The following is a 17,735-nucleotide window of genomic DNA, read 5'->3' as shown; positions in this document are numbered from 1 at the left end:
GTAATCTTTCGCACAAAGAATGCCGGATAAAGCGCGCGGCTTTTGACAGCGTGCCGCGCCTATGGCAAGGCGCGCGCTCGCTTGATTCCGCTGTTGTGTGGCGGACTGATCTAGCGTGAAGTTTTTCCGCCCGGTGCAAATCGATGTGACCGGGCCAGATTTGAGGAAGTTTCATGGTCAAGCCGGAATGGGGCGCAAAGCACACCTGTCCGAAGTGTGGCACCCGCTTTTACGATCTGGGCAAAGATGACCCGATCGTATGCGTGGAATGCAAGTACGCTTGGACGTCCGAGCCTGTGCTGAAATCCAAGCAGCCGATCCCTTATGAAGAAATTCAGAAGGAAAAGGCCGATGTGGCGCCGGATGTGGATCTGGCCGACGAAGATCTCGACATTGATGAAGACGGCGATTCGCCCGACAATGACGTTGACCTTGGCGGCGATGACGATCTTGGCGTGCCCGGCCATGATGTGAACGACGACGAAGTTTAAGGGTATTGTGGCCTGCCCGATTGCGGGCGGGCCACAAAAAACGGCGGTCATTGAAAAATGATCTTGCCAGTGGGGAATGCTTCTCTTAGAGGCGCTGCTCCCGGCAAGAATGATTGCCGGTCCGGTTTGCCTCCCAGGGCAAACCTGATGGATATATGGGGCCTTAGCTCAGCTGGGAGAGCGCCTGCATGGCATGCAGGAGGTCAGCGGTTCGATCCCGCTAGGCTCCACCATCCACCCCGAAAAAGCCGCCCGGACCGGGCGGCTTTTTGCGTTGGGGCGCGCTATTTCTTCAGGCCTATCTCGCGCAGGCGTTCTTGCAGATATTCATCGGCGGTGATCGAAACGGGATAGCGATCCGGGTTTTCAGGCGTGATGCATTGCGGCAGGGTGTGGAACGCAAAATCGCTGCGCAAGTGCAGGAAGAACGGCATCGAATAGCGGCTGTGCTGCGCGCGCTCGCCATCGGGATTGCGCACGCGGTGAGTGGTTGATGGCAGCACATGATTGGTCAGCCGTTGCAGCATATCGCCGATGTTGACCACCAGCGCGCCTTCGGGCGGGGAAACGCCGATCCAGCGCCCGTCCTTGGCCAGCAGTTCAAGCCCCGCCTCTTCGGCACCCAGCAGCAGCGTGATCAGATTGATGTCTTCATGCGCGCCGGCGCGAATCGCACCGCTTTGCGCATCGGGGACGGGCGGATAGTGCAGGAGCCGCATGACCGAGTTGCCTTCGTCGATCGCGGGATCGAACCAGCATTCGTCAAGCCCGAGCCAAACGGCGATGCGCGACAGGATGCGTGCGCCGACCGCGTCGAATTGCGCATAGAGCTCCTCGAAGGTTTCGCGGAAGCCTGTGGGGCTGTGCGGCCAGATGTTGGGCGGCATCGAATCGGACAGGACGTGGCCAGCGGGCAGATCACGGCCCACATGCCAGAACTCTTTGAGATCGTGCAGCTTTGCCCCTTTGGCGATTTCGGTGCCGAACGGAGTATAGCCGCGTGCGCCGCCTTGCCCTGTGAGGTGGTACTGGCGCTTCTCCTCTTCGGGCATGGCAAAGAATGCGGCGGTGAGCGCCCATGCGCGGGCAATCAGCGCAGGATCAATGCCGTGATCCTTGACCATGGCAAAACCGAACGTCTGGAAGCTGTCACCCAATTCGCGGGCCAGAGAGGCCGGGTCGCGCGCAAGCGAGATAACCGGCAGAGTTTCGAGGTGCATGGTGTTCCAGTTCGCGAAATTGGCGCTATGGAAACGCCTTAACGGGATTCACGTGGTGTTTCATGACCAAAATCAACATCGCCGACACAAGTGGACGCAATTTGTGGCTGATGAAGTCCGAGCCTGACGTTTATGGCTGGGATGATCTGGTGGCAGAGGGCGAGGGCACATGGGACGGGGTGCGCAATCACCTGGCTGCGCGCAATTTGCGCACGATGCAGGCGGGCGATCTTGCGTTCTTCTATCACTCCAATATCGGTATCGAGATTGTCGGCGTGATCGAAATCAGCGTGGGCGGGCTGGTTGATCCGACGGACCCCGAGGGCAAGTGGGCGGCGGTGAAAGTCAAGCCGGTGGAAAAGCTGCCGAACACAGTGACGCTGAAACAAGTGAAAGCGACGCCCGAATTGGCGCAGATGGACTTGATCCGCCTATCGCGCTTGTCGGTGGGGGCGGTGCGGCCTGACGAATGGGCGCTGATTTTGCAGATGGCGGGTGTTACTGCCTAGCGCGGGAACCCGGCATCGCCTCAAGCGTATCGTATCCGACGTGACAGCGCAGCAATGCGCGGGTTTTACAAGGAGATACGCGATGGGTGAAATGACCGACAAAGCCAAAGGCCTTGCCAATGAAGCAGCAGGAAATGTGAAGCAGGCGATCGGCAACGCGACGGACAACGCCAGCCTTCAGGCCGAAGGCGCAGTGCAAGAGCGTAAGGGCGAAGCCCAGCAACTTAAGGGCAAGGTCAAGGGCGCGCTGGGCGACAGCGTCTGATCAACTTCCCTTTTTGAACACGGAAAGGTCGCTCCTTCGGGGGCGGCCTTTTTGATGGGCGTGACAATGGGCGGCAAAGCTGTCCCAGCTTGAAACGCATCCAAATTGGTCAGGTGTGCTCTATATCGAATGGTGAAGAATTCGTTAAGATCCGTGTGCATGAACAGCCAGCACGTCAACGCCGCAGCCCGTTATGGCACTACCCGCCATTCTTTCCGCCGCAGTTTGCCGACGCATGTCCTGCGCGAACTGCCCCGGCAGGAGCCGGAAGTGGTGGCTGCCCTGCGCCGCGCCGAAGAGCGTTTGCGCGAGATGGAAGTGCGGTCCGAGCCGGTGAACCTCAAACGGATCACGATGCAGGACTTGCGCGATTTCCTGATGGCCTATTGCGCCTGCTTTATGGCGGTGATGGCGTTTATCGCCTGATCAGGTCGCGGTTTGCTCTGCCTTGTAGAGCAACCAGCCAAGCCATGCCGACACGGCGCACAGTGCCGCGCCGAGCAGCAATTGATCGATAATCGCAACGCCGACGGCGCTAAGGCCGACCGCCAGAAGCGAACCTGCAACCATCGCACCGGAATTGACAATATTGTTGGCTGCAATCGTGCGCGCGGTTTCAGACTTGTCGACCACGGTGGTGAGAAACGCATAGAGCGGCACCACGAACATGCCGCCCGCAATCGCGATGAACAAAAGGCTGAGCAGCAGCGGGATCGCAAGCGGTTGGGCGATGAACTGGCTTGTATTCATCAACTGTGTGCCCATGTGCTGCGGCCAAGCCTGACATACGAAATGGAACGCGGCGATAAAAACACCCATCGCGATGACCGAGGCGGGCGCATAACGCGCTGAAACAGTGCCTTTAAGCAGGGCGTTGATGGCAACCGAGCCAATCGCGATGCCAACCGAGAACATCACCAGAAACAGACTGGCGACCTCTTTGCTGGCGAATAGCACGTTCTTGGCCAGGGGCGGAAACTGGATGAACAGGATCGTGCCGACTGCCCAGAAGAAGCTGATGGCGATGATCGCCATGAAGACCTGGCGATGCTGCGTGGTTCTGCGGATCAGGTTTATGGATGAGCGCAAGATATTGTAATCAACGTGCTGGTCCTCAATCGTGGGCGGTGCCGGAGGAACTTCGCGGGCGGTGAGATATCCGACCAGCGCGGTAATCACGACGCCTGCAGCGGCAACCTCGACCGGAATCCATCCTGCCAGAATCGTGCCAGCAAGGATTGCGATATAGGTGCCAGCCTCAACCAAGCCGGTGCCTGCCAGCACTTCGCCTTCGTGCAGATGCTGCGGCAGAATAGCGTACTTGATCGGGCCGAAGAATGTGGAATGCACGCCCATTGCCAAGAGGGCGGCCAGCATCAGCGGAATGGCGATAGGTTGGACTTCAAAGCCCGCCCACGCCATCGCAAGGCCTGCACCGCCCACCACCATGATTGCGACTTCACATGCCTTGACGATGCGGATGATCTTCGCCTTATCGCGCATATCGGCCAATTGGCCTGCAAGCGCGGACAGCAGGAAGAACGGAAGAATGAACAGCGCCGAGGCAATTGCAGAAAATCGCGCTTCGGCGGCTTCGGAATTGTAAACGCTGTAAACGACGTACAGGACCATCGCGTTTTTGTAGAGATTATCGTTGAACGCGCCCAACAGCTGGGTGATGAACAAAGGGAGGAAGCGGCGCGTGCGCACCAGATGCGTCGATGTTGTCATTTATCTCTTGCCAGCACCTGTCTTGCGCGCACCCTTAACCCCGCGATGAAGATCGGCAAGAGGGATTTGCCTGAAAGAAATTCGCTTCACCGTGTCTAACCGGTGCATGTTACGATTCCGTTTGACGCAAATGATGGGTATGCAGGTGTCATGTTGTCCTTGCCCAACCTGCTCACGCTGTCGCGCATTTTCACGGTTCCGGTGCTGGCGGCCCTCCTCTGGTGGCCTGAATGGCGGCCGGGTTATGGCATTGCCTTTGGCGTTTATTGCCTGATGGGCATTACCGATTACTTCGACGGCTATCTGGCACGGGCGCAAGGTGCGGTGAGCAAACTGGGCATTTTCCTCGATCCGATTGCCGACAAGATTATGGTGGCAGCGGTGATTCTCGTGCTGACCGCACAAGGCATTTTGCGCGGGCCCTATGTGGGCGATATGCATGTGATTGCAGGGTTGATCATTCTGTTGCGCGAAATCGCGGTTTCGGGCTTGCGTGAGTTTTTGGGCGGGATCCAGGTTTCTGTGCCGGTGAGCCGTCTGGCCAAGTGGAAGACGACGTTCCAGATGGTGTGCCTTGGCGCCTTGATTCTGGGGCAAGCGTTGCCGGGGTGGACGGCAGACATTGGTGTGATCGTGGTCAACGTGCCGCATACGGTGGGCTTGACCACGCTGTGGGCAGCAGCGGTGCTGACGCTGGTGACCGGCTGGGATTATCTGCGGGTGGGTTTGAAGCACATGGACTGAGGATGTATCAGAAACCGGTGATTAGGGTGTCTAACGCCCTGTTTACATCATCGTTTCTATCTGAAAGCGTAGCAATTTTATCACCCAAGTCCCTGACAGAAATAGACGCAAGAAACTGCGTCGCCATCACATAAGACTCCCCACCCAGTTCGATGAGCGGGTTCAGGTGTCTAGCTGGCTTGGGTGCATCTGCGACCGGCAAGAGCGGAACGACGACCCGGGTATCAAGAAGTTCAAGAATGTCTGCCTGACAATCAACTAACAGCGTTTTATCAGCCTTGGCATAATACACGTCGTACTTTGCCATTAGAATTGACGATAGCGCGCCAACGGCAAGCCATTACGTTCTACCCATTCGTTTGAACTGACGAGCGCCGCAGCGTTTTCCGCTTTCCATTGCTGCGCATAAGTTTGCGCGATTTCTGCCGAAAGCCCGGCTTCGCATGCCCTTGAAATGTTTACGCCCAAGCGTTTTGCCTCAGCAACAAGGCCTGAATCCAATGAAACGTTTGTAGCCTTGCGTGCGCCAGCGGGGAAGTCATGCTTGTGCTCGGTCATATGCGCATTTTTCTGCGCATGCCCGGCAAAAGTCAACCCGCCCGCAATTCCGCAGCCAACAATCTGAATTCCTCCGCCCGTGGGCTGTTTTTGCGCCAGACGATGGCGATGTCGCGCCAAGCGTGGTCGGCTTTGAGGGGGCGGACGACGATCTGGGTGTCGTGGAGGATGCCCGCGTCGATTGCCATTTGGGGCAGCATCGTGAGGCCGAGACCATTGTCGACCATCTGGACGAGGGTGTGCAAGCTCGTGCCGATCATCGTGGCGCTGGCGCGCATTTCGGGGCGATTGCAGGCGGCAAGCGCGTGCTCTTTGAGGCAGTGACCGTCTTCGAGCAGGAGCAGTTGTGTTTCGTCGATCATGTCGGCGGTGATTGTGGCCGGTGGATCGCGCGGGTCATCTTTGGGGAAGGCGACGAACAACGGGTCCTGAAACAGCACTTCGGCTTCGACTTCGCCGGTGGCGTAAGGCAGCGCCAGCAGCACGCAATCGGCGCGGCCGTGGTGGAGCGATTCGATAGCGGCGGCGCTGGGCTCTTCGCGCAGGAACAGCTTCAATTGCGGACGCTCTTTGCGCAGGCGCGGCAGGATGCGGGGGAGCAGGAACGGCGCGATAGTGGGGATCACGCTCATCCGCAATTCACCGCCCAAGGGCGTGCCATGGCTTTGCACGAGTTCGGACAGTTCCTCGGCCTCACGCAGCAGGCGGTGCGCTTTGGCGACAACCTGATTGCCGAGCGTGGTGAACCGCACGACGCGGCGGGTGCGTTCAACCAACATCACGCCCAGTAGTGATTCGAGTTCGCGCAGGCCCGCTGATAGCGTGGATTGCGAGACGAAGCAGGCGTCTGCTGCGCGCCCGAAATGCCCGTGTTCGTGCAGCGCGACGAGGTATTGCAACTGCTTGAGGGTGGGCAGGTATGTGCTCATGGCGCGTCCGGTCCGGGTGTGGTGCAGCGTCCTTCGACAGGCTTAGGACGAGCGGGTATGGGAGGAAACCTAACCAACTCGCGACAAATCACAACAGCCGCTCACTCTGAGCTTGTCGACGGATATTGTTCAATCCTCGACCGCAGTGGCAACTTCAGGCTCTTCCTCAACCGCAGGCTCTGCGTCGGCATCGCCGATGTCATCGACATGGGTCATCTTCAGCTTGCCGTTGACGACCGCGAAGGCGAGCTTGCCTTCGACCAGATCGAGCGCATCGCGACCGAATTGTTCGAATCGCCAGCCTTCGAGGATCGACAGGTTCTTGCGCTGTCCGGCGGCGAGCAGTTCAAGATCGTCGGTGCGGGCGAGCAGGCGCGCGGCGATGTCGATTTCGCGGCTGCGGATTTTGAGCAGCAATTTGAGCAGGTCGGCAACCAGCGCACCTTCTTTGCCAAGGGGAGCACCGCGCGGGGCCTTGGGCGGCATTTCGGCTTCGGTCAGCGGTTTGGCGTCGGCGATGGTTTGCATCAGGCGGCGGCCGATGTCGTTTTCCTTCCAACCGGTGGAGAGGCCGCGCACTTTGGCAAGGTCTGCCTGATCGCGCGGGGGGTGGCTGGCGATATCGGCCAGTGTTTCATCGCGCATGATCCGGCCACGCGGGATGTTCTTGTCCATCGCTTCGCGCTCACGCCATGCGGCCAGCGCCTTGAGGCGGCCAAGCACCGCGGGGTTGCGGCTGGGCGCGCGGATTTTCTGCCACACGGTTTCCATATCGGCGCGGTAATTCGCGGGATCAGCCAGCTTTTCCATTTCGATATCGAGCCAAGCGCCGCGACCGGTTTTGATCAGGCGCTTCAAAAGCTTGGGGAAAATCTTGGAGAGGTGTGTGACATCACCGATAGCATATTCGATCTGGCGTTCGGTTAGCGGGCGGCGCGACCAATCGGTGAAGCGCGCGCCTTTGTCGATTGCCAGGCCAAGCCATGATTCGACAAGGTTGGAATAGCCGATCTGTTCGGACTGGCTGACCGCCATCATCGCGATTTGCGTATCGAAGATCGGGTGAGGGGTCTTGCCGGTGAGATTGTAGATGATTTCCACGTCCTGACCGCCAGCGTGGAAAATCTTCAGCACGTTTTCATTGTCGCACATCAGATCGAGCAGGGGCTTCAAGTCCATGCCCGGCGCCAGCGGATCAATCGCGGCGGCTTCCTTGTCATCGGCGATCTGCACCAGGCACAATTCCGGCCAATAGGTGTTCTCGCGCATGAATTCGGTATCGACCGTGATGAACTCGCCTTGGGCAAACCGGTTGCAAAGGTCGGTGAGGGCTTCGGTCGTGGTGATGAGCGGATGTATCTTCATCGGACTTTTCTGGTATGGCCCGATGGTGAAAAGGGCCGGGTGGTGTCCCCTGCCGGAGACTTCGCGTTAGCCTGCTTAGGGGCTTTGGCTTGACAAATCCGCAGCCATCGCCTGTTAGCCGCGCTTGTTTCCCCTGCCCGATTGCAGACCGATTGGAAAGAGTTTCGATGCACCTTTATCGTTCCCATACCTGCGGCGCCCTTACGCGCGGTGATGTCGGGCAGACTGTCCGCCTTTCAGGCTGGGTGCATCGCAAGCGCGATCACGGCGGCGTCTTGTTCGTCGATCTGCGCGATCACTATGGCATGACGCAGATCGTGGCCGATGTGGACAGCCCGGCGCTGGCGATCCTTGAGGGCTTGCGCGTCGAATCTGTCGTTACGATTGATGGCGAAGTGAAGGCGCGTTCGGAAGGTACGGTGAACACCAACCTGCCGACCGGAGCGATTGAAGTTTACGCACGCGGCGCGACGGTGCTGTCTGCTGCCGAAGAGCTGCCGATGCCGGTGGCGGGTGAACAGGAATATCCCGAGGATATCCGCCTGCGCTATCGCTTCCTCGATCTGCGCCGCGAAACGCTGCACGCCAATATCGTGACGCGCACCAAGGTGATATCCGACATGCGCCGCCGGATGGAAGGCGCCGGATTTACGGAATATTCCACGCCGATCCTGACGGCGTCCTCGCCCGAAGGCGCGCGCGACTTTCTGGTGCCAAGCCGCATTCATCCGGGCAAGTTCTATGCCCTGCCGCAAGCGCCGCAGCAGTATAAGCAATTGCTGATGGTGGCGGGCTTTGACCGTTACTTCCAGATCGCTCCGTGCTTCCGCGATGAAGACCCGCGCGCAGATCGTCTGCCGGGCGAGTTCTACCAGCTCGATCTGGAAATGAGCTTCGTCACGCAGGAAGAAGTTTGGGAAACGATGGAGCCGGTGATCGGCGGCGTGTTCGAGGCCTTTGCAGGTGAGCGCGCCGTAACGCCGACGGGAAGCTTCCCGCGCATCCCTTATGCCGAATCGATCCTGAAGTATGGTTCGGACAAGCCCGACTTGCGCAACCCGATCATCATCCGCGAGGTTTCAGAAGAATTCCGCGAATCCGGCTTTGGCCTGTTCGAAAAGATTGTGGGCAGCGGCGGCACTGTCCGTTTGATCCCGGCACCGAACACCGCGGACAAGAGCCGCAAGTTCTTTGATGAAATGAACGATTGGGCGCGTGCTGAAGGCCATGCAGGGCTGGGTTATGCCACGCGCAAGGCTGGCGTGTTTGGCGGCCCGATTGCCAAGAATCACGGCGAAGAGAAGATGGCCGCGCTGTTTGATGCGCTGGGCCTTGGGCCGGACGATGGCTGCTTCTTTGCCGCTGGCAAGGAAGAGCAGGCCGCGAAACTGGCCGGCCTTGCCCGCACCCGCGTGGGCGAGCAGCTTGGCCTGATTGACAAGGACCGCTTCGAGCTGTGCTGGATCATCGACTTCCCGTTCTACGAATGGGACGAGGACAACAAAAAGGTCGAATTCAGCCACAATCCGTTTTCGATGCCGCAAGGCGGGATGGATGCGCTGTGCAATCAGGATCCTTTGACGATCAATGCCTTCCAGTACGATCTGGTTTGCAACGGATTCGAAATTGCATCGGGTTCGATCCGCAACCAGTCACCCGAAACCATGGTCAAGGCGTTCGAGCTTATCGGCCTTTCAAAAGCCGATGTGGAAGAGCGGTTTGGCGGGCTTTACCGCGCGTTTCAGTATGGCGCACCGCCGCACGGCGGCATGGCCGCGGGCGTGGACCGCATCGTGATGCTGATCTGCGGCGCGCAGAACTTGCGCGAAATCACGCTGTTCCCGATGAACCAGCGAGCCGAAGATTTGCTGATGGGGGCTCCGTCTCCGGCAGCACTTAAACAACTGCGTGAACTGCATGTGCGCGTGGTTGAACCGAGCAAGGGATAAGCTGGATCGTGTTTGCGGTGTGCCCAACATCACCACACCACTTGCCAGCCAGCATTCCGTTGATTAGGGCGAAAGCCGAACCAGAAACACTAGCTTTCCTTCGAAGGGGCATTTCATGAGCGATACCGCCGACCGCGTTAAGAAGATCGTTGTCGAGCACCTCGGCGTCGAGGCAGACAAAGTGACCGAAGAAGCAAGCTTCATCGATGATCTGGGCGCTGACTCGCTCGACATTGTCGAGCTGGTCATGGCCTTCGAAGAAGAATTTGGCGTCGAGATCCCTGACGATGCGGCCGAGAAGATCTCGACCGTGCAGGATGCGATCAAGTTCATCGACGAAAACAAGGGCTGATCGCCCAGAGCCACCCGGGCTTCCTGTCCTGCGCATTGCTTGACCGCAGAGCGCTTGGATCGAGGAGCCCCCTAGCCTGTAACAGGCGGGGAAGGGGAGGACTTCGGCAGGCTCAGCCTCTCTTTTGGGGCTGAGCCTGTTTGCATATTTCCCGGAGATTTCAATGCGTCGTGTCGTCGTTACCGGACTTGGCCTCGTCACCCCGCTGGGTGCAGACGTGGAAATCGTTTGGAAAAACCTGATTGCCGGTAAATCTGGCGCAGGCCCCATCACGCGTTTTGACGCGAGCGATCAGAAATGCCGCATCGCGTGTGAGGTGAAGCCGGCAGACCATGAATATGGCTTCGATCCGAACAAGCGCGTTGACCATAAGGTACAGCGGCAGGTTGATCCGTTCATCATCTATGGCATCGATGCGGCAGGGCAGGCGATTGAAGATGCCGGCCTTGAGGACATGCCCGAAGAGATGCGTTTGCGCGCGGGCTGTTCGATCGGTTCGGGCATCGGCGGGCTGCCGGGAATCGAGAGCGAATCACTCGTGCTGGCCGCGAAGGGCCCGTCGCGTGTTTCACCGCACTTCGTCCACGGTCGCCTGATCAATCTGATCTCGGGCCAGGTTTCGATCAAGTATGGCCTGATGGGACCGAACCACGCGGTGGTCACCGCCTGCTCCACCGGCGCACACTCGATTGGTGACGCAGCGCGGATGATCCGCGATGACGATGCCGACATCATGCTGGCAGGGGGGGCAGAAGGCACGATCTGCCCGATCGGCGTTGCCGGGTTTGCACAGGCACGCGCCTTGAATTGCAGCTACAATGATCGTCCCGAACAGGCGAGCCGCCCTTACGACAAGGACCGCGACGGCTTTGTCATGGGTGAAGGCGCGGGCGTTGTTGTGCTGGAAGAGTACGAGCACGCCAAGGCGCGCGGCGCGAAAATCTATGCCGAAGTGGTCGGCTATGGCCTGTCTGGCGATGCCTATCACGTGACCGCACCCCATCCCGATGGCAAGGGCGCGGAATTGGCCATGCGCATGGCGTTGAAAAAGGCCGGGCTTAGCGCGGGCGACATCGATTATGTCAACGCTCACGGCACCTCGACCATGGCAGACACGATCGAACTGGCGGCGGTAAAGCGCGTGCTGGGCGATGACCTGTCGGGCGCTTCGATGAGCAGCACCAAATCCGCCATCGGGCATTTGCTGGGCGGTGCAGGTGCTGTGGAAGCTATCTTCTGCATCCTCGCGCTACGCGATCAGATCGTGCCGCCAACGCTGAACCTTGAAAACCCGGATGAGGGCACCGAAGGGGTCGATCTTGTGCCTTTGGTGGCAAAGAAGCGGCAGGTCCGCGCCATTTTGAACAATTCGTTCGGGTTTGGCGGCACCAACGCCAGCATCATCATGAAGCAAGTGGAAGACTGAGAGGACTGACGGCCATGGCGCGGCGTCGCAAAGGCTTCCCTGTATTGGCTGGCGCGCTGCTTGTGGTTGCTCTTGTTGCATGGCTTGTGGGGGGCTGGCACGCCAGCGGCCCTTTGGCCGAGCAGGTTGAGTTCGACGTGGGCGAGGGCGCTGGCCTCAGCGTTCTTGCCGACGAACTTGAGGCAAGCGGCGCGGTAGAATCCGCCACGCTGTTCAAACTGCGTGCCAAGTTGTTGGGTGGCGGGACCGAGATCAAAGCGGGCTCGTTTCTCCTGCCCAAAGCGGCGAGCGAGGCGACCATCCTTGAAATTCTCAAGGGTGACAAAGTTATCCGCCGACTGATCACCATTCCTGAAGGCATGCCATCGGTGATGGTGGTGGACCGGTTAATGGCCAACAAGGATCTGACCGGCGCAGTTGATGTGCCCGAAGATGGCAGTGTTCTGCCCGATAGCTATGACTGGCAAAAGGGTGAAAAGCGCGCTGCCGTGCTCAAACGCATGCAAGCCGCGATGGACAAGACGCTGGCCGAGCTTTGGGCCAAGCGCACCGCCCGCACTGTGGCCAAGACCCCGCAAGAAGCGCTGATCCTTGCCTCGATTGTCGAGAAGGAAACCGGCAAGCCGGATGAGCGGCGGATGGTGGCGGGCCTCTATTCCAACCGCATGCGGCAGGGCATGCTGCTCCAGGCTGATCCTACGATCATTTATCCGATCACGCGGGGAAAACCGCTGGGACGGCGCATTCGCCAATCTGAAATTCAGGCGGTCAATGGCTATAACACTTATACGATGGTCGGGCTGCCCAAAGGGCCGATTACCAATCCGGGGCGTGATTCGATTGCTGCCGTGCTTGATCCGGTAGAGACTGATGCGTTGTTTATGGTGGCAGACGGCACCGGCGGGCATATTTTTGCAGATACGCTGCAACAGCATAATGCCAACGTCGCCAAATGGTTCGCCCTACGCAAGGCGCGCGGCGACATGTAAAAAATCTGGAGATGCCTCCATTTCGGTTAAAATCTCTATTATCGTTAACGTATTTTCCCTAAGCAGGTTCTCGGAGGCACGGGGTGACGCTTCTTAAGCATCGCCCGGGATCCAGGGAACACTCCGGCTATGCCGGATGAACTGTGTAAACAGTTCGCCGCGGCTTTGCCGAGTGTTCCCCTACTTCCTTCAAACTCGGGCCTTTCCAGATTGTCCCGACATCCGCTTGCCTTTGCAGCCTGACATGCGAAAGCTGGCATTGTGCAGCCACCAAGTTCTTCCGGCGCGCCGTTGATCGTAACGGCCGAACTGCCTGCGCCGATGCAGGCATGGGCCGATGGTTTGCGCAAGGCGCACTTCCCGCCAGAGCGCAATCAGGTGAGGGCGCATGTCACCTTGTTGCACGCCCTGCCGCCTTATGTCCTCGATGAGGCGAAGGCGTTGCTATCGCGCATCGCCGCGCAAAATCCCCCGGTTGAAGCGCGGCTGACAGGCGTGATGGACCTTGGCAGCGGCACCGCCTTGCGCATCGAGAGCCCTGCCATGATGGCACTGCGCGATGAAGTGGCCGATCACTTCCACGGATTGCTGACGCTGCAAGACGATCATGTTCCGCGATTGCATATCACCGTGCAGAACAAAGTCCTGCGCAAAGACGCCATTGCGCTGCAAATGCATCTTCAGGAGGCGTTTGCGGCACGCTCCTTCAGCTTTGCCGGGTTGGCGCTGCATCACTATCTGGGCGGGCCGTGGGGTGATGCGGGGCGCTGGTCCTTTCGTGGTGGCAGTAGGGGAAGGCGTCAGGGCGCTTGAACCTTGCCCCGGATAAGGGCATCTGGCGTTGCGATGACACAGCAACCCGATTGGTACACCCGCGGACGCCGGCACGTCTGGCTGCCCTATACCCAGATGCAGACCGTGCGCCCGCCACTGCCTGTGACATCTGCCAAGGGCGTGCGACTGACATTGGCTGACGGGCGCGAACTGGTGGATGGCATTTCGAGCTGGTGGGCTACCGTCCACGGTTACCGCCATCCCCATATCGAAGCCGCCATTCAGCGCCAGCTTGAAACGCTGCCCCATGTCATGCTGGGCGGATTGGCGCACGAACAGGCCTATATTCTGGCAGAGCGGCTGGCAGCGATGCTGCCCGGCGATCTGAACCATGTGTTCTACAGCGATTCCGGATCGGTCGCGGTGGAAGTGGCGATGAAGATGGCGGCGCAGTTCTGGCTTAATCAGGGCCAGCGCCGCGTCAAATTCCTGTGCTTTCGCGGCGGCTATCACGGCGACACTTTCGCCACGATGAGCGTATGTGACCCTGATGAGGGCATGCACAGCCTGTTCAAAGGCGCGCTGCTCGAACAACTCGTGGTCGATCTGCCGCGCAATCCGGCCCAAGAGGCTGCGCTGGGCGAATTGCTTGACCGGCATCGCGGTGAACTGGCCGGGATTATTGTGGAACCGCTGGTGCAGGGCGCGGGCGGCATGGTGTTCCACGATGCGTTTACGCTCCAGGCCTTGCGCCGTTTGGCAGATGCGCATGATCTGTTGCTGATCTTTGACGAGATTTTCGTCGGCCTTGCGCGGCTGGGCGACGACATGTTCGCGTGCCGGATTGCCGGTGTGCAGCCCGATATCGTCACCCTGTCCAAAGCCTTGACCGGCGGTACCTTGCCACTGGCTGCCACCATCGCCAGCGCGCGGATTTATGAAGGCTTCCTTTCGGACGATCCGCTGCACGCATTGATGCACGGGCCGACCTATATGGGCAACGCGATGGGCTGCGCTGCCGCCAACGCCTCGCTCGATCTGTTCGAGCAGGAACCGAGGCTTGAACAATCGCGCACCATAGGCCGCCAACTGGAGCGCCTGCTCGCCCCGGCGCGCGATCTGTCCGGGGTGCGCGATGTGCGGGTGCGCGGTGCCATCGGCGTGATCCAGCTGGATGGCACGGCCCCTGCCGACCTCCTCTCTGCCGCCTGCATCGCCCGAGGCGTGTGGCTGCGCCCCTTCCGCGACATTCTCTACACCACGCCCCCGCTGATCACCAACGAGGCCGACATCACGCAGATCGCCACCGTAATGGTTGAAGCGGTCACCGAATGGAGCAACGAAACCCGAGGCTGACCTCAGCCTAACGAAAAAACGGTTGCCTAGCCCCCCACCCATAGGTAAAGGCCCATCCCTGCCCACAAGGCACGCCGCTTTAGCTCAGTCGGTAGAGCACATCATTCGTAATGATGGGGTCAGAGGTTCGAATCCTCTAAGCGGCACCACCTTCTTTAAGGTGCTTTCCCAAGGAAAATCATGGTCTTCCTACCAAAGTGCGTTACCTTTGACGGGCCGATTTTGACTGCCGAACGGGCGTAAACTCCACCCGACCCACGCCCAACCCGATGTGCTCTGCTTTAGTCCTTGCGTTCATGGACTGGGAGGGGCTTTCGGCTGGTCGCCGGTCATCGATTTAATACACTCCTCGCGGCATGTCGGGCAGCAAAAGCTCTATGAGCAGACACTCGTCGGCTTTCTGTTCATACCGCAGCGGCGGCATACAACCACTGTTTCTGACGGCGGCAATACTCCTGCAGAGGCAGGCGGCTTAACCCGATTTTTGAGTTCGTGCCAAAGAAGCTGGCCTATCCCCTTTTGCGAATTTTCCACATTGAACGACGCCTTTTTGGTTCGGCGGATTTCCTCGGCTGGAAATCGCGAATGATCTTGGCAAAATAAAATCAATCATGCTTGATTTTTCCTCTTTCAAAAAATGAACATATATGTTTGTTTATGGCTGCGCCGGAGAATGGCGCGTCACACTTCGAGCCGTGTCAATAAACGGCCGAGTGCCACTTGGGAGAGTGCTATGGGTGGTTTCCGCCGACGTAAATTCGTTGCCTGCTCGGCAATGTTCGCTGCTATGATTTCAGGCGTCAGTTCAACAGCATTGGCCCAGACCGATGCTCAAAGTGGTGCCGACCAAGACCAGACATCCAGTCTTGACGCGATTGTGGTAACGGCGCGCCGCGTCTCTGAATCGTTGCAGGAAACGCCCGTTGCAGTCACATCGTTTTCTTCGCAGGCAATCGAACGCAAATTCGCAGTCGATATTCGCGCGCTAACCGGCGACATTCCTAACGTCGTAATCACCAATGTTCCCGGGTTCAACGCTGCCTCGATCGGTATTCGTGGCCAGTCGACAGGCGACATCATCCTGACTTTTGAACCTGCCATCGGTGTCGTTGTCGACGATTTTGTTCTCGCCCACGTCCAAACCCAATTGTTTGACTTGTTCGATATCGAGCGAATCGAAGTTCTTCGCGGGCCGCAGGGAACCTTGTTTGGCAAGAACACCGTTGGCGGCGTTGTGAACGTGATGACAAAACGGCCGGACGACAAGTTGGCCGCTGAACTCCGTCTTGGATATGCAAACTTCAACACGTTCTCAGCAAAAGCGTCGCTTAACGTGCCGATCAGTTCCAACCTCTTTTTCCGGGCGTCAGGATCGTATCTGAAAGGCGACGGGTTTTACAGGCAGTCCAAATCCAACACGGTCGATGTCGTTCCGGGGCAGACACCTGGTGACAACCGTCCGCTCGGAAGCCCCGAGTATTTTAGTGGGCGTGCCAAATTGCTGTGGGAACCATCTTCCGAAACGGACGTGATGCTGACCTACGAGATTTTGCGTGATCGCGGAGGCAGTCCACCAAGTGTCAACGAGTCACCACGAGGCTTTCTTTTTGATGTTCTAGGTTTTCCTGGCATTCAAACGACCGGAGGAAGTCCTTTTGACACCGGTACAACCCTCTGTGCAGGCGACGCCAACGCTCCTCGCTGCCCAGGTACATTAAATGGCCATCGCATAGATGTTGACGGAGTCTATCTTCGCGCGGAACACCGTGCCGCAGATCTGGGAGCTTTCACCGTTGTCGGCGGCTACCGCCGGGCAAAATCCATCCTGCCCTCTGACTATACGGGCGAAAATGCCTATCTATTTGTTTCTACTCGCGATGATGTTCGCGAACAATATAGCCTCGAAGGCCGGTTCAGTTCCGATTTTTCGGATCGGTTCAAGATAACTGTTGGCGGCATGTATTGGGGGCAGACGCTGGACGCGAGCGCAACATCGTTCCTCGGGTTCCTTCGCTTCCTTGGCGACCCTACCGCGCTTAGCGACCCGAACCAATCTACTGCTGATTACAAGGTCGACAGCTATGCCGTATTCGGCGAGGCCGAATACAAGATCGCAGATCCACTATATGCCTTCTTCGGGGCGCGATACACCAAGGAAGACAAGTCATTCTCTGTTCGGCCACAAGTGCGCCGTTCCACAATTGCTACCGGCTTCTGGCCAGAATTTTCTGACAACGCCAGTTTTTCCAAACCAACTATCCGCGCTGGTGTGCGGTGGGAAATTGCCGATAGCGTAAACAGCTACTTCACGTACAGCCAAGGGTATAAATCTGGCGGCTATAACGAGCAGGCCATGACGGCAACATCAGCGCTTCCGTTCGGGGAAGAAACTGCCGACAGCTTCGAAGTCGGCATCAAGACCGAAACGGCAGACCGCAAGCTACGGTTCAACGCAGCGGGTTTCTATGTCAAATATAACGACTTGCAGCGCGACGCGGTGGTGCCGTTCACGGACCCGATCACAGGCCTTCCAGGGCAGGAAACCCGCACTACCAATGCCGGATCGGCCGAGGTCTACGGGATTGAAATGGAATTCGCCGCAGTGCCTGTTAACGGCCTCACCCTTGGGGCTTCATTCGGCTGGCAAGAGGCAAGATACCTTCAATTCTTCACCGATATCGATGGCAGCGGACGCAATGTCGATGCAAGCTTCCTCAAGCTGCGAAATGTCCCCGAAGTCACCGCGAACCTGACGGCAAATTACGAATTTCCGCCACAACCTTGGGGGTCGGTCAGTGTAAATGCCGATATGAATTACCAGTCCGAATTTGAATCGGTAACCTTGAACGCTGAGCGGACGCAGGGCGAGGCCCGCACGCTTGTCGGGGCCAGTCTGATCTGGTCTTCGCCTAGCGATCGTTATCGAGTGTCGGTGTTCGGCCGCAACCTTTTGGACAAGGTCTATCGCGTATCGGCAAATTCGGTCGCTGGATTGTTCAACTTCACCAACTACGCTCCTCCAAGAACATACGGTATTGAGCTGGCTGCAAAATTCTGATGGTCGTACCAAGGCGATC

18 protein-coding genes and 2 tRNA genes are annotated in these 17,735 nt (G+C 58.4%); 14 read left to right on the top strand and 6 right to left on the bottom strand.

The features are described 5' to 3' along the window. The first annotated feature begins 173 nt into the window (after nucleotides 1-173). Complete coding sequence (locus IP81_RS08400) at nucleotides 174-491, top strand: TIGR02300 family protein (RefSeq protein ID WP_054107524.1); 318 nt, start codon at nucleotides 174-176, stop codon at nucleotides 489-491. A gap of 157 nt (nucleotides 492-648) precedes the next feature. Continuing rightward, nucleotides 649-724, top strand: a tRNA-Ala gene (locus tag IP81_RS08395). 51 nt (nucleotides 725-775) lie between these two features. On the opposite strand, the gene IP81_RS08390 is transcribed toward IP81_RS08395, so the two are convergent. Beyond that, nucleotides 776-1,711, bottom strand: a complete 936-nt coding sequence (locus IP81_RS08390) for an isopenicillin N synthase family oxygenase (RefSeq protein WP_054107523.1) — start codon at nucleotides 1,709-1,711, stop codon at nucleotides 776-778. A gap of 62 nt (nucleotides 1,712-1,773) precedes the next feature. Between IP81_RS08390 and IP81_RS08385 the strand changes: the two genes are divergently transcribed. The 3 genes from IP81_RS08385 (at nucleotide 1,774) to IP81_RS08375 (ending at nucleotide 2,911) form a co-directional block, all read left to right on the top strand. Continuing rightward, on the top strand, nucleotides 1,774-2,220 hold the full coding sequence (locus IP81_RS08385; RefSeq protein ID WP_054107522.1) for an EVE domain-containing protein: 447 nt from the start codon (nucleotides 1,774-1,776) through the stop codon (nucleotides 2,218-2,220). Between the two features lie 82 nt (nucleotides 2,221-2,302). Further along, nucleotides 2,303-2,485 carry a CsbD family protein gene (locus IP81_RS08380; protein WP_054107521.1) on the top strand — a complete coding sequence of 61 codons (183 nt, stop codon included), beginning with the start codon at nucleotides 2,303-2,305 and terminating at the stop codon, nucleotides 2,483-2,485. Between the two features lie 159 nt (nucleotides 2,486-2,644). Next, nucleotides 2,645-2,911 carry a hypothetical protein gene (locus tag IP81_RS08375; RefSeq protein WP_054107520.1) on the top strand — a complete coding sequence of 89 codons (267 nt, stop codon included), beginning with the start codon at nucleotides 2,645-2,647 and terminating at the stop codon, nucleotides 2,909-2,911. On the opposite strand, the gene IP81_RS08370 is transcribed toward IP81_RS08375, so the two are convergent. Continuing rightward, a complete protein-coding gene (locus tag IP81_RS08370) occupies nucleotides 2,912-4,216 on the bottom strand; it encodes an MFS transporter (protein WP_054107519.1) in 1,305 nt (434 codons plus the stop codon). A 150-nt stretch (nucleotides 4,217-4,366) separates the two neighbouring features. On the opposite strand from IP81_RS08370, the gene pgsA reads away from it, so the two are divergent. Next, complete coding sequence (gene pgsA, locus IP81_RS08365; RefSeq protein WP_054107752.1) at nucleotides 4,367-4,960, top strand: CDP-diacylglycerol--glycerol-3-phosphate 3-phosphatidyltransferase; 594 nt, start codon at nucleotides 4,367-4,369, stop codon at nucleotides 4,958-4,960. A 7-nt stretch (nucleotides 4,961-4,967) separates the two neighbouring features. Here pgsA and IP81_RS08360 read toward each other — a convergent pair whose 3' ends face one another. The 4 genes from IP81_RS08360 to rnd form a co-directional block, all read right to left on the bottom strand. Then, a complete protein-coding gene (locus IP81_RS08360; RefSeq protein ID WP_054107518.1) occupies nucleotides 4,968-5,267 on the bottom strand; it encodes a CcdB family protein in 300 nt (99 codons plus the stop codon). Beyond that, nucleotides 5,267-5,518 (bottom strand): type II toxin-antitoxin system CcdA family antitoxin, encoded by a 252-nt coding sequence (locus tag IP81_RS08355; RefSeq protein WP_054107751.1) that lies wholly within the window; start codon nucleotides 5,516-5,518, stop codon nucleotides 5,267-5,269. The genes IP81_RS08360 and IP81_RS08355 overlap by 1 nt, the downstream gene beginning before the upstream one ends. Nucleotides 5,519-5,550: 32 nt before the next feature. After that, entirely contained in the window at nucleotides 5,551-6,447 is an 897-nt protein-coding gene (locus tag IP81_RS08350; protein WP_054107517.1) for a hydrogen peroxide-inducible genes activator, read from the bottom strand. Between the two features lie 129 nt (nucleotides 6,448-6,576). Then, nucleotides 6,577-7,812, bottom strand: a complete 1,236-nt coding sequence (rnd, locus tag IP81_RS08345; protein ID WP_054107516.1) for a ribonuclease D — start codon at nucleotides 7,810-7,812, stop codon at nucleotides 6,577-6,579. 167 nt (nucleotides 7,813-7,979) lie between these two features. Here rnd and aspS point away from each other — a divergent pair, with 167 nt between their 5' ends. The 8 genes from aspS (at nucleotide 7,980) to IP81_RS08305 (ending at nucleotide 17,716) form a co-directional block, all read left to right on the top strand. Next, on the top strand, nucleotides 7,980-9,761 hold the full coding sequence (gene aspS, locus IP81_RS08340) for an aspartate--tRNA ligase (protein ID WP_054107515.1): 1,782 nt from the start codon (nucleotides 7,980-7,982) through the stop codon (nucleotides 9,759-9,761). A 115-nt stretch (nucleotides 9,762-9,876) separates the two neighbouring features. Beyond that, the gene (locus IP81_RS08335; RefSeq protein ID WP_054107514.1) at nucleotides 9,877-10,113 is read left to right on the top strand and encodes an acyl carrier protein; all 237 of its coding nucleotides are present in this window, start codon (nucleotides 9,877-9,879) and stop codon (nucleotides 10,111-10,113) included. A gap of 163 nt (nucleotides 10,114-10,276) precedes the next feature. Then, nucleotides 10,277-11,539, top strand: coding sequence for a beta-ketoacyl-ACP synthase II (fabF, locus tag IP81_RS08330; RefSeq protein WP_054107513.1), 1,263 nt, complete (start codon nucleotides 10,277-10,279; stop codon nucleotides 11,537-11,539). Between the two features lie 14 nt (nucleotides 11,540-11,553). Then, a complete protein-coding gene (gene mltG / locus IP81_RS08325) occupies nucleotides 11,554-12,528 on the top strand; it encodes an endolytic transglycosylase MltG (protein ID WP_054107512.1) in 975 nt (324 codons plus the stop codon). A 291-nt stretch (nucleotides 12,529-12,819) separates the two neighbouring features. Further along, nucleotides 12,820-13,341, top strand: coding sequence for a 2'-5' RNA ligase family protein (locus IP81_RS08320; protein WP_369800722.1), 522 nt, complete (start codon nucleotides 12,820-12,822; stop codon nucleotides 13,339-13,341). 33 nt (nucleotides 13,342-13,374) lie between these two features. Next, complete coding sequence (locus IP81_RS08315; RefSeq protein WP_054107511.1) at nucleotides 13,375-14,658, top strand: adenosylmethionine--8-amino-7-oxononanoate transaminase; 1,284 nt, start codon at nucleotides 13,375-13,377, stop codon at nucleotides 14,656-14,658. Between the two features lie 73 nt (nucleotides 14,659-14,731). Continuing rightward, a tRNA-Thr gene (locus tag IP81_RS08310) sits at nucleotides 14,732-14,807 on the top strand. Nucleotides 14,808-15,391: 584 nt separating this feature from the next. Then, complete coding sequence (locus IP81_RS08305; protein ID WP_054107510.1) at nucleotides 15,392-17,716, top strand: TonB-dependent receptor; 2,325 nt, start codon at nucleotides 15,392-15,394, stop codon at nucleotides 17,714-17,716. Nucleotides 17,717-17,735 lie beyond the last annotated feature (19 nt).

This window comes from Novosphingobium sp. AAP83 (assembly GCF_001295795.1).
In the GTDB taxonomy this organism is placed as follows: domain Bacteria; phylum Pseudomonadota; class Alphaproteobacteria; order Sphingomonadales; family Sphingomonadaceae; genus Novosphingobium.
This window is presented reverse-complemented; position numbering and strand designations above follow the sequence as displayed.

Excerpts from the sequence above, each read along its gene's own strand:
- IP81_RS08400 (WP_054107524.1), top strand. The coding sequence starts at position 174 with ATGGTCAAGCCGGAATGGGGCGCAAAGCACACCTGTCCGAAGTGTGGC.
- IP81_RS08390 (WP_054107523.1), bottom strand. The coding sequence starts at position 1,711 with ATGCACCTCGAAACTCTGCCGGTTATCTCGCTTGCGCGCGACCCGGCC.
- IP81_RS08385 (WP_054107522.1), top strand. The coding sequence starts at position 1,774 with ATGACCAAAATCAACATCGCCGACACAAGTGGACGCAATTTGTGGCTG.
- IP81_RS08380 (WP_054107521.1), top strand. The coding sequence starts at position 2,303 with ATGGGTGAAATGACCGACAAAGCCAAAGGCCTTGCCAATGAAGCAGCA.
- IP81_RS08375 (WP_054107520.1), top strand. The coding sequence starts at position 2,645 with ATGAACAGCCAGCACGTCAACGCCGCAGCCCGTTATGGCACTACCCGC.
- IP81_RS08370 (WP_054107519.1), bottom strand. The coding sequence starts at position 4,216 with ATGACAACATCGACGCATCTGGTGCGCACGCGCCGCTTCCTCCCTTTG.
- pgsA (WP_054107752.1), top strand. The coding sequence starts at position 4,367 with ATGTTGTCCTTGCCCAACCTGCTCACGCTGTCGCGCATTTTCACGGTT.
- IP81_RS08360 (WP_054107518.1), bottom strand. The coding sequence starts at position 5,267 with ATGGCAAAGTACGACGTGTATTATGCCAAGGCTGATAAAACGCTGTTA.
- IP81_RS08355 (WP_054107751.1), bottom strand. The coding sequence starts at position 5,518 with ATGACCGAGCACAAGCATGACTTCCCCGCTGGCGCACGCAAGGCTACA.
- IP81_RS08350 (WP_054107517.1), bottom strand. The coding sequence starts at position 6,447 with ATGAGCACATACCTGCCCACCCTCAAGCAGTTGCAATACCTCGTCGCG.
- rnd (WP_054107516.1), bottom strand. The coding sequence starts at position 7,812 with ATGAAGATACATCCGCTCATCACCACGACCGAAGCCCTCACCGACCTT.
- aspS (WP_054107515.1), top strand. The coding sequence starts at position 7,980 with ATGCACCTTTATCGTTCCCATACCTGCGGCGCCCTTACGCGCGGTGAT.
- IP81_RS08335 (WP_054107514.1), top strand. The coding sequence starts at position 9,877 with ATGAGCGATACCGCCGACCGCGTTAAGAAGATCGTTGTCGAGCACCTC.
- fabF (WP_054107513.1), top strand. The coding sequence starts at position 10,277 with ATGCGTCGTGTCGTCGTTACCGGACTTGGCCTCGTCACCCCGCTGGGT.
- mltG (WP_054107512.1), top strand. The coding sequence starts at position 11,554 with ATGGCGCGGCGTCGCAAAGGCTTCCCTGTATTGGCTGGCGCGCTGCTT.
- IP81_RS08315 (WP_054107511.1), top strand. The coding sequence starts at position 13,375 with ATGACACAGCAACCCGATTGGTACACCCGCGGACGCCGGCACGTCTGG.
- IP81_RS08305 (WP_054107510.1), top strand. The coding sequence starts at position 15,392 with ATGGGTGGTTTCCGCCGACGTAAATTCGTTGCCTGCTCGGCAATGTTC.